This window comes from Paracoccus sp. S4493, from assembly GCF_000967735.1.
Classification (GTDB): domain Bacteria; phylum Pseudomonadota; class Alphaproteobacteria; order Rhodobacterales; family Rhodobacteraceae; genus Paracoccus; species Paracoccus marcusii.
On the sequence record NZ_JXYF01000174.1, the window covers coordinates 1 to 1,186 of the forward strand.

A 1,186-nucleotide genomic window follows, 5' to 3' on the forward strand; every position below is an offset into this window, starting at 1 on the left:
GCCCGCGCTGACCGACATCGCGGCGGGCATGGGCTTCGAATGGGGCCGCAACACGCCGGTCAACGTGACCTTCCTCGTGGCGCTGGCGGCCTGTTTCCTGGTCTGGGTGCTGATCTGGCGCACGCGGCTTGGCTATCAGATCCGCGCCTTGGGCAAGTCCGAACCCGGTGCGGTCTATGCGGGCATCAACCCGGTGCGCATCACCGTCATCGCCATGCTGATCTCGGGCGGGCTGGCAGGCATGATGGCCATCAACAACGTCATGGGCGAATCCGAACGCCTGGTGCTGAACGCGGTCGAGGGTGCGGGCTTCATCGGCATCGCGGTCGCGCTGATGGGCCGCAACCACCCTCTGGGCATCCTGCTGGCGGCGCTGCTGTTCGGCTTTCTCTATCAGGGCGGCGGAGAGCTGGCGTTGTGGACCACCATCCCGCGCGAGCTGATCATCGTGATCCAGGCCCTGGTGATCCTGTTCACCGGCGCGCTGGACAACATGGTGCGCATGCCGCTGGAACGGCTGTTCCTGACCATGAAACGGACCAGCCGGGGGGCGGTGAAATGAACATCCGCGAATCGCTGATCGCGATCATCGTCCTGGCCATCTGCCTGGTCTGGGCCTTTGCCGATGGCGCCGCCGCCCAGCAGGGCATCGGCAGCGCGCTGCGCCTGATGACGCCGCTGCTGCTGGCCTGTCTGGCGGGGCTTTATTCCGAACGGGCCGGGGTCTTTGACATCGGGCTGGAGGGCAAGATGCTGATGGCGGCCTTCACCGCCGCATCCGTCGCCTACATCACCGGCAGCGCCTGGCTGGGCCTGGCCGCAGGCATCGCAGGCTCGCTGGCGTTGTCGCTGGTCCATGGCCTCGCCTCGATCACCTTCATGGGCAACCAGCTGATCTCGGGCGTGGCGATCAACTTCCTCGCTTCGGGGCTGACCGTGCTGGTCGGGCAGAACGCCTTCGGCCTGGGCGGGCGTACCCCGTCGCTGGAAGGGGCGGCGCGTTTCGCCCCCATCACCCTGCCCGGCGCCGAGGCGTTGCGCGACGTGCCGGTGCTGGGCCCGATCTATTCCGGGCTGATCTCGGGGCAGACGATCCTGGTCTATGTGGCCTTCGCGATGGTGCCGATCACCTGGTGGGTGCTCTACCGCACCCGCTTCGGCCTGCGCCTGCGCGCGGTGGGGGAAA

At 67.5% G+C, this 1,186-nt stretch carries 1 protein-coding gene and 1 pseudogene; both read left to right on the forward strand.

What is annotated here, in order from left to right; translation table 11 throughout:
* Positions 1–562, forward strand: a pseudogene (locus TW83_RS15960) (ABC transporter permease); the annotation flags it as partial.
* Positions 563–669: 107 nt separating this feature from the next.
* On the forward strand, positions 670–1,186 hold a 517-nt coding region (locus TW83_RS15965), incomplete at its 3' end, for an ABC transporter permease (RefSeq protein WP_045983772.1).